Here is a 12,030-nt window from a genome sequence, read left to right on the forward strand (position 1 = left end):
ATATGGAAACACCTATTTTACACTTAATTCTCTGTCTCTTTACTATTTTAATATAATTAATTTTATCATTATAAAGAAGGATATATTTTTTATACTAAGAAAAAAATTATCTGGTGAATAACATACTATATTCCTATTGAAAAGGAAACTGATAATACATAGAATATTAATGATAATGGAATTTAGTAGTGAGTAATTTTTTTGTCTATTTTGAAATCAATTGTTAACAAAGGAGGTTAATATGAATAAATTTACAAGAATCATTTTGATGATAGCGATAATTGTTATGGCATTGCCATTACAATTTATATCTCAAAATAAAGCAGATGCTGCAACGAGTGGAGTCCCGCCTGCATTATGTACAAAAACTTTGACTGGCACGACTTCTATTCCAAAAGTCACACTTAGTCCAAAACCATTAGATTTAGTCTTTATTTTAGATGCCAGTGGATCATTTACATCTAACATGCCTAATGTTAAAGAAATGATCAATGCTTCAATTGATAAATTTGTGCAACCTGCAGATGGCGATCGTACGATGATAACAACATTCCAAGGGGTGAAGAACAACAACTTCCAAAACCCTCCAGGAACAAATTACTATACTAGTGCGATTAATGATTTTAAGATTACCACAAACAGTTCTAAGTTAACGTCAGATATTACATCTGTTAAATCGTTTGTAAATGCGGTTGTCCCTAAAGGTGGAACGCCGACACCAAGTGGTGTGACTCAAGCATTAAATGACTATAAATCTGTTGCAGGTGCTGCAACAGGTAGACAAACGGTGTTCGTATTAATTACAGATGGTGTGGCTAACGTAAGTCCGGTCACGCAAAGTATCGAAAAAACAAATATCGGGGAACAGGCATATATTGATAACTTTAAATCGGTAAGCACAGTGGTAGGAACATATTATGATGATAGTTTAAGGCAATATTATACTAAATATCGCTGGGCTAGATACAATGCGGTTACAGGTGCGTTTATAAGAAATGAATATGTGAATGATTATCCGGGAACAGTGTATGATCAATTTTATGACGCAGCGAATGGTACATGGCCTTATATTTATCAATATGAAACTTCTCAGGACTGGAAGGCAAGGTTGAATGATTTAACAGCTGCTGTTACAAGTGTTAAGACGTCATACTCTAATGCAGAATTTGTTGTTGGTTTCTTAGAAGATAGAAATTCATTCTCTAATATGACGATGTATGGCCCTTTATATGAAACGACGATGCGTCCACAAATTCAAACCACTTTACAAAGTTATTCAACAGATCCAGGTTACTATATCAATACGGGAGATTCTACTGCTTTTGTTAACCAGTTATCTTCAGCAATTAGTAACGCGGCACAAGCAGTGAATTCTTCAGGAACATTTACATTAACTGCTGGATACAAAATGGAAACCATGACGCTTGTTAATAAAACAACAGGAGAAAGAATCCCGTTATCATTTACCCAAAATGGCACAACAATAACGGTTAACAAATTTGATTACGATGGATCTGAATACAGTTTAGAATATACAACCCAACTTCTAAATCCTGATTTACTTGTTATTGATGCGGATCCTACGGCAGACGAAATAGGGCCGACACTAACCGGTGAATTTACTTTCGGTACTCAGAAAGTAACTGTACCTAAGTTTGGACCTTCTAAAGCAGATACTTATCAATATTTTAATTGTGAAACAACAGTGAAAAAATCTGTAAAAAAAGCGACTGAAACTTCATATAGAACACCAAGTACCACTTTAGATTCCGGGACACAAACATTTTCGTTTTCGAATGACTATGCTTTTAATCGATCACCATTAGCCTGGACAACAAGTCCAGTACTTTATGATAAGATTGATCCGAGATTAGAAATTTTAGATGTTAAGGTTGTTGCACTTGATAAAAGTGGTGCTTCATCAGTGCCGTTTACTTTAGGGTCTAATGCAATTACTACATTGAATAATGAAGTTAAAGTAACATTACCAGCAGATGCTGATGGGAAATTTACGAGCTATTTAGGTGATCAATATAAAGTACTGATCACAGCAAAGATAAAGCCTGAATTCGCTCAAGCTGGAGCGCTTTATACTGATATTGTAACGAACGGTATTCCTAACCAGGCGGAAATCATAACTACAATTTCAGGCGCTACGACGAAGCAATCTTTATTATCTAATGAAGTTAAAGTTTATACACCGAATCAACGACCTTGGCCAATTTCATTCCAGAAGAATGGAGTTGCACCTGATGGTAGTAAGAAAGGGATACCTGGTGCAGAATTTAAAATAACACCAGTTACTACTTACGAAGATGCATCAGGGAAAATTGTACAAGTAGAAAATGGAACACCGGTAACGGCGACTTCAACATCTACTGGAAAAGTTATTACTCCTGATTTAATGCCCGGTGTGTACATTGTTGAAGAAACAACTGCACCGTCAGGTTATGTTAAAGACAATTCTAAATATAAAATAACGGTTAATAGTGATGGTAGCTATACCGTTCTTAAAATAGACACAACAGGAACAGAAACTTCGATGCCTAGTCCACTAACAGTCGATAATAAACAGTTAAAGGCAACGATTGATTTAGTAAAGCAATCAAACGTAACTTCGGTAACGAAAGCTGAAGACCTAATTACGTATACATTCAAAGTAACAAATACTGGGGAAATCGCTTTATACAATATTAAGCTGGATGATCCGATGTTCCCGCAAGGAATTACGCTAAGTAAGACGACGTTAAATCCTGGGGAAAGTACAACAGCTTCAGTAACTAAGACTGTTACGCAACAAGAAATAAATGGTGGAGATATAGTTAATACAGCAAAAGTTACAGGTACACCACCAGGTGATATCACACCTCCAACGGATGAAGACAAAGTGACTGTATTGACTCCAGATACGCCAGCAATTACTTTAGACAAAGTTGCAGATAAATCCGTTGTTAAAGAAGGAGATATTGTTACTTATAACTTCACTGTAACGAACACGGGGAATGTAACTTTAACAAATGTTTCATTGAAAGACCCGATGCTCGGTGGAGTGGTTTCTCTTATGAAAACTACATTATTGCCCGGGGAATCAACAACGGGTACAGCAAAATATACTGTAACAGATAAAGATATGTTCAACCCAACCATTGCGAATACAGCAACGGTTGCGGGCACACCACCTTCAGGAACAGAAGTTACAGCAAAAGATACTGAAACAGTAACAACAACATCAACACCATCCATTACATTGGATAAAGTGATACAAAATGAGTTGGTTACAACGCCTGGGCAAACGCTTTATTATAACTTCACTGTAAAAAATACAGGAGACGTTACACTTACGAATGTGACTGTAAGTGACCCGATGTTCTCTGGTGGTATCGTATTACAGGATACAACGTTGTCCCCAGGAGAAACAACAACAGGAACAGCAACACACACTGTAACACAAGCAGAATTTGATTCAGGAAATATTAAAAATACAGCAACAGTAACAGGCACTGCACCAATAGGTACATCACCAACATCAACTGATACAGTTGATGTTCCAACACAACTTAGTCCAATGATTAAGTTAGAAAAGTCAACAACAGCTACACAAGTAAAAGAAGGAGACAAAGTTACATACAATTTTGTTGTAACAAATACAGGTAATACGACACTTACAGATGTAGTATTAAACGATCCAATGTTAGGTGGAAATGTCTCACTTCAAAAAACAACGTTAGCGCCAGGAGAAACAACGTCAGGAACTGCCATTTATACTGTGACTACTGCTGATATGGCAAAAGATGCAATTAAAAATACGGCGATAGTCAATGGTAAAGATTCAAAAGGTGCAAATGTTACTGATGACGATAATGCTATCGTTACACCAAATGGTAAACCAGGAATAAATCTTGATAAAGCAACAAAGATATTAAATGTTGCTAAAGCTGGGGATATCATTGATTATCAATTTACAGTAACGAACACAGGAGATACGACCTTAACAAATGTTGTAGTAACTGACCCTATGTTCCCTAATGGCATTACTTTAGCAAAATCAAATTTAGCACCAGGAGAAACAACAACAGGAACAGCAAAACATACAGTTACACAAGCAGAAATGAATGCAGGAACAATTTATAATACAGCGAAAGCGACAGGTACACCGCCATCGGGCGCACCGCCAACTTCAACAGATGCAGTAACAGTTCCGGCGATAGGTACAACTGGAATAGATTTAGAAAAAGAAGCGAATTTAAAGGAGATTAAATCTGCTGGAGAATTAGTAACATATACTTTTACAGTAACGAATACTGGTACAACTACGTTGAAAGATGTAAAAGTTAATGACCCATTAGTAGGTGGTCCTGTTACTATACAGAAAACAACCTTGGAACCTGGAGAGACAACGTCAGGAACAGCAATGTATACTGTACAACAAAGTGATATTAACAACGGTAAATTACCTAATACAGCATTCGCAGTTGGAACAGCTCCAGATAACTTAGATGATCCATCAGATACGGATTTTTTAGAATTACCGGCTATTACATCAAATGGTATGTCAATTGAGAAGACAGCAAATTTAACGGAAATTACAGCGCCGGGGCAGGAAATAAAATACAACTTTAAAGTGACAAATACAGGTAATACTACATTGAAAGATGTTGTTATTACCGATCCGATGTTCCCTAATAACCGTATCTTAACAAATACAGTTCTTGAACCAGGTGAATCAACTGAAGGTACGGCAATACATGTCGTAACACAAGAAGAATTTGATTCAGGTAAGCTGGTGAATATGGCAAAAGTAACAGGTACACCACCAACAGGTACACAAGTGACAGACACTGCTACGGTAAAAGTTCCGGTAAAGCAAAATACTAGTATTGCGATTAAAAAGACTGCAGGACGGACAATTATCCAGCAAACGGGAGAAGTTATTACTTACACATTTGCAGTTACAAATACAGGAAATACGACCTTGACGGATATAGTTGTGACTGATCCGATGTTCCCTAATGGTATTACAATAGCAAAGACAACGTTATTACCAGGCGAGCAAACAATAGGAACAGCAACACATACTGTTACTCAATCAGATTTAAATAAATTAAGTGTTTATAATATTGCGACAGTAACTGGTACGCCACCAGGAGACTTAACGCATCCAACAGCAACGGATACAGTAACTATTCCGACTGAACATAAACCTGCAATTGAATTGCATAAGCATGCGGATATACAAGAAGTTGAGCGCGTTGGACAAGTTATAACTTATGATTTAGAAATATTTAATACAGGTAACGTAACATTAACTAATATCGAATTAACAGATCCAATGTTTGGTGGTGTTATCAAACTAGATAATACGACTTTACAACCAGGTGAGAAGACAGAAGTTCAATTCCAGCATGTTGTTACACAGGATGAATTTGAGCGTGGAGAGATTGTAAATACAGCAAATGTTACCGGGTTACCTCCTGTGGGGCCAAAAGTAACTGATGAAGAAACAGAAGTTGTTAATACGCATCCAACAGCAAATATTACTTTGGATAAATCGAGTGATTTAACGACTGTTACTAAAGCTGGAGAGAGAATAACTTATAAGTTTGTCGTTACCAATACAGGCACAAGTACATTAACTAATGTAACGCTTACAGATGAAAAGTTAGGTGGCTCAATCACACTGGAAGATACTATACTTGCTCCAGGTGAATCAACAACGATTACAAAATCATATACTGTTACGCAAGAAGATATAAATAACGGAGAAATAATCAACACAGCAAGCGTAACAGGCGCACCACCAGCTGGATTAACACCTCCGACGGCAACAGACGATAATAGAGTAGTAGCAACAGGGACGCCCGATATCATTATTGTTCAGTCAGTCGATAAACAAATATTTAAAGTTGGAGATACATTAACTTATTCGTTTGTTATAACAAACACAGGAAATGTCACTTTAACAAATGTACACAGTGAAGATTTATTTACAGGACAAAATATTGAATTAGATAAAACTGTACTTGAGCCAGGAGAGCAAGCAGTTGGAACGATTCAATACGTAGCGACACAACAAGATGTTGACAGAGGTAGAATTGATAACAAGGCGGTAGTTGCTGGAACACCACCAGGGAATTTAGAGCCACCTTTTGATAACGACACTGTAACTGTGACATCTGATCGAACAGCATCAATTTCATTAGATAAATCATCAGCAAACGAAAATGTTAAATTAGGTGAAACAATTACGTATACATTTAAAGTGCAAAATACAGGAACAACAACATTGACCGATGTCATTGTGACTGATCCAATGTTCCCTGATGGTATTACTTTAACTAATACAACATTGTTGCCAGGGGAAGAAACAACAGGCAGTGCTACTAAAGTAGTAACTCAAGCAGATATTGATAGAGGTGTTGTAACGAACACAGCAACAACAACTGGAACACCACCTGTTGGATTAACACCACCGACTGCAACTGATACAGTTGATGTATCAACTAACCAGCAATCAACAATCGATCTTGAGAAGACAGCTGATAAAGCATCAGTCGCGTTAGGTGATAATATTACTTATACATTTACGGTTACAAATACGGGTAATACAACTTTAACTGATGTTAAAGTAACTGATGCGATGTTTAGTAGCGTTACTTTAGATAAGGCAACTTTAGCACCAGGTGAAACAGCAACAGGAACAGCAACTAAAGTCGTAACACAACAAGACATTGATGCGGGTGTTGTTACAAATACAGCAACAGCAACAGCGACATCACCATCAGGTCCATCACCAACAGATAAAGATACTGTAGAAGTACCAACTGATGCGAAAACGAGTATTAAAATAGACAAAACTACTGATGCAACAGGATTAGTTGCCGGCCAATCAGTAAATTATAAATTCTTAGTAACAAATACAGGATCTGTAACGTTAAAAGACGTTATTGTGACTGATCCGATGTTTGGTGGAAATATTACTTTAAGTAAGACAACATTAGCACCAGGTGAAAGTGCAACAGGAACTGCATCTCACGTAGTCACTCAGTCTGAAGTCGATGCAGGTAAGTTAACGAACACAGCCCTAACAACAGGAACGCCACCTGGAGGTTTAACACCACCAACAGATGAAGATACTGTAGAAATCACACAAAGTGGTTCTGCAGGTATTACATTAGATAAAACCTCAGATAAAAAGGCAGTTAACGTTGGAGAAACAATTAATTATACTTTTAACGTGAAGAATACAGGAACAACGACATTAACGAAAGTAACAGTGACAGATCCGATGTTCCCTGAAGGTATCCGTTTACTTCAAACGACATTAGCACCAGGAGAAAGTACAACAGGAAGAGCGAGTAAAGTAGTAACGCAAGCAGATATAGATGGTGGTTTAGTTACTAATACAGCAACAACAACTGGAACCCCACCAAACGGTTTAACTCCACCTACAGCAACAGACACTGTTGAAGTACCAGCAAATCAATCTGCAGCAATAGAAATTGATAAAGAAGCTGTTCAACAAGAAGCAAAAGTAGGAGAAGTAATAACGTATACATTTAAGGTGACGAATACAGGTACTGTGACATTGAAAGATGTTAAAGTAACTGACCCAATGTTCCCGGAAGGTATTACGTTAGAAAAGACAACATTAGCACCAGGAGAAAGTACAACAGGAACAGCAACTAAGACTGTAACGCAAGCAGATATGGATAAAGGTTCTGTATCAAATACAGCAAGTGTAACTGGCAAACCACCGGGTAACATTACGGCACCAACCGCAGAAGACACAGCTATAGTCCCTGCCAAACCAGTAACAAGTATTGAACTTGATAAATCTACAAACAATACTGAACTGATTGCAGGAGAAACAGTAACATATCAATTTAAAGTAACAAACACAGGAAATGTAACATTAACTAATGTGGAAGTTTCAGATCCAATGTTTGATGGAATTACTTTAAATAAGACGACATTAGCACCAGGAGAAAGTACAACAGGAACAGCAACTAAGACAGTGAAACAAGCAGATGTTGATGCAGGTTCATTAGTGAATACAGCAACAGCAACAGGAACACCACCAGGGAAATTAACACCACCAACAGCAGAAGACAAAGTAACGATAAATCAAGAAAGATTAACTAATATTGATTTAGAAAAAACGGCGGATAAAGTAATTGCAAATTTAGGAGATCCTATTAATTACACATTCAAGGTTACAAACACAGGAAATGTAACGTTAACAAATGTATCAATTACTGATCCAATGTTTAATGAACCTGTTACTTTATTAGAGACGACTTTATTACCTGGGCAATCAACTACAGCTAAAGCAATACACATAGTGACACAAGCAGATATCGATGCAGGTTATGTATTAAATACAGCAACAACAACAGGAACACCGCCGACAGGATTAATGCCACCAACGGATAAGGATTCTGTAAAAGTACCTACTGATTCAACTGCAAGTATTAAGTTAGACAAGACATCAAATGCTACAGGATTAGTTGTTGGGTCAACAATTGAATATGGATTTACTGTAACAAATACAGGTACAGTGACATTAAAAGATGTAAAAGTCACAGATCCGATGTTCCCGAACGGTATCACATTAGATAAAACTACATTGGCACCAGGAGAAAGTACAACAGGAACAGCAAGCAAAGTGATAACACAAGCGGATGTTGATGCAGGTAAAGTAACGAATACAGCACGCGTAACAGGCACACCGCCAGGGGAATTGACACCACCGACATATGAAGACACTGTAGTTGTAACGCAAGACGGTACACCAGCAATTACGTTAGAAAAATCGGCTGATAAACGATTGGTAAAATTTGGAGATTCTCTAGAATACACGTTTAAGGTAACGAATACAGGTACAGTGTCATTGAATGATGTAAAAGTAACAGATCCGATGTTCCCAGAAGGTATCACATTAGGTAAGACGACACTAGCACCAGGGGAATCAACAACAGGAACAGCAATTAAAGTTGTAACACAAGAAGATGTAGATAACGGTTTTGTAACTAACACTGCAACAACAACAGGAACACCACCAGGAGATGTTACACCACCGACAGATGATGATACAGTCAAAGTAGAGACAGATAGTTCAACAGCGATTACGTTAGATAAGTCAGCGAACCAGACGAGCGTGAAAGTCGGCGATACAATCGACTACACATTCAACGTGAAGAATACAGGAACAACGACATTAACAAACGTAACGGTGACAGACGCAATGTTCCCGGAGGGCATCACATTACTTAGCACAACATTAGCACCGGGAGAATCAACAACAGGTAAAGCAAGCAAAGTAGTAACACAGGCAGATATCGACGGTGGCAAGGTAACGAACACAGCAAGCGTAACAGGTAAACCACCTGGCAGCTTAACATCGCCAACGGCGACAGATACAGTGGACGTACCGACAGATCAGCAGTCAGCAATCGATCTTGAGAAAACAGCAGATCAAACAAGTGTGAAAGTCGGCGATACAATCACTTACACGTTCACAGTAACGAATACAGGTGCAGTGACACTGAAAGATGTATCCGTGACAGACGCAATGTTCCCAGAGGGTATCACATTAGATAAGACAACATTAGCACCAGGTGAAACAACGACAGGAACAGCAAGCAAAGTGGTAACACAGGCAGACATCGACGGTGGTAAAGTTACGAACACAGCGAACGTAACAGGCACTCCGCCAGGAGATACACCACCACCGACAGATGAAGATACAGTAGAAGTACCGACGAACCCGTCAACAAGCATTACATTAGATAAAGCAACGACAGCAACGGGCTTAGTCGCAGGTGAAACAGTAGACTATACATTCACAGTGACAAACACAGGTAACGTAACATTGAAAGATGTGATCGTAACTGACCCGATGTTCGGCGGCAATATCACATTAGGCAAGACAACGTTATTACCAGGAGAGTCAACAACAGGCACAGCATCACACGTAGTAACGCAGGCAGAAGTAGATGCAGGACAACTTGAGAACGTAGCGATAACAACAGGCACACCACCAGGAGACCTGAAAGCGCCGACGGCAGAAGACAAAGTTGTCATCACGCAGGACAGCACAACAGCGATTACGTTAGATAAGTCAGCGAACCAGACGAGCGTGAAAGTCGGCGATACAATCGACTACACATTCAACGTGAAGAATACAGGAACAACGACATTAACGAACGTAACCGTGACAGACGCAATGTTCCCGGAGGGCATCACATTACTTAGCACAACATTAGCACCGGGAGAATCAACAACAGGTAAAGCAAGCAAAGTCGTAACACAGGCAGATATCGACGGTGGCAAGGTAACGAACACAGCAAGCGTAACAGGCACACCACCTGTCAGCTTAACATCGCCAACGGCGACAGACACAGTGGACGTACCAGTTGAAATTGAAGCGCCAACAACAGAAGAACCAACAACAGAAGAACCAACAACAGAAGCACCGACAACAGAAGCGCCGACAACAGAAGCGCCAACAACAGAAGCGCCAACAACAGAAGGACCGACAACAGAAGTACCAACGACAGAAGAACCGACGAACCCGTCAACAAGCATTACATTAGATAAAGCAACGACAGCAACGGGCTTAGTCGCAGGTGAAACAGTAGACTATACATTCACAGTGACAAACACAGGTAACGTAACATTGAAAGATGTGATCGTAACTGACCCGATGTTCGGCGGCAATATCACATTAGGCAAGACAACGTTATTACCAGGAGAGTCAACAACAGGCACAGCATCACACGTAGTAACGCAGGCAGAAGTAGATGCAGGACAACTTGAGAACGTAGCGATAACAACAGGCACACCACCAGGAGACCTGAAAGCGCCGACGGCAGAAGACAAAGTTGTCATCACGCAGGACAGCACAACAGCGATTACGTTAGATAAGTCAGCGAACCAGACGAGCGTGAAAGTCGGCGATACAATCGACTACACATTCAACGTGAAGAATACAGGAACAACGACATTAACGAACGTAACCGTGACAGACGCAATGTTCCCGGAGGGCATCACATTACTTAGCACAACATTAGCACCGGGAGAATCAACAACAGGTAAAGCAAGTAAAGTCGTATCACAGGCAGATATCGACGGTGGCAAGGTAACGAACACAGCAAGCGTAACAGGCACACCACCTGGCAGCTTAACACCGCCAACGGCGGCAGATACAGTGGACGTACCAGTTGAAATTGTTGAGCCAACAACAGAAGAACCGACAACAGAAGAACCGACAACAGAAGAGGCAACGACAGAAGAACCAACGACAGAAGAACCAACAACAGAAGAGGCAACGACAGAAGAACCGACAACAGAAGAGCCAACAACAGAAGAGCCAACAACAGAAGAGCCAACAACAGAAGAACCAACAACGGAAGAACCGACAACAGAAGCACCGACAACAGAAGAACCAACAACAGAAGGACCGACAACAGAAGTACCAACGACAGAAGTACCGACGAACCCGTCAACAAGCATTACATTAGATAAAGCAACGACAGCAACGGGCTTAGTCGCAGGTGAAACAGTAGACTATACATTCACAGTGACAAACACAGGTAACGTAACATTGAAAGATGTGATCGTAACTGACCCGATGTTCGGCGGCAATATCACATTAGGCAAGACAACGTTATTACCAGGAGAGTCAACAACAGGCACAGCATCACACGTAGTAACGCAGGCAGAAGTAGATGCAGGACAACTTGAGAACGTAGCGATAACAACAGGCACACCACCAGGAGACCTGAAAGCGCCGACGGCAGAAGACAAAGTTGTCATCACGCAGGACAGCACAACAGCGATTACGTTAGATAAGTCAGCGAACCAGACGAGCGTGAAAGTCGGCGATACAATCGACTACACATTCAACGTGAAGAATACAGGAACAACGACATTAACGAACGTAACCGTGACAGACGCAATGTTCCCGGAGGGCATCACATTACTTAGCACAACATTAGCACCGGGAGAATCAACAACAGGTAAAGCAAG

The 12,030-nt window shown here is 39.9% G+C and carries 1 protein-coding gene; it reads left to right on the top strand.

Features of this window, described 5'->3' with window-relative positions; all coding sequences use genetic code 11:
• Nucleotides 1-241 precede the first annotated feature (241 nt).
• The coding region (locus BHX94_RS10805) for a DUF7507 domain-containing protein (protein ID WP_146606923.1) at nt 242-12,030 on the top strand (11,789 nt) is incomplete at its 3' end.

It is taken from the genome of Macrococcoides bohemicum, assembly GCF_003259675.1.
GTDB classification, from domain to species: Bacteria; Bacillota; Bacilli; order Staphylococcales; family Staphylococcaceae; genus Macrococcoides; species Macrococcoides bohemicum.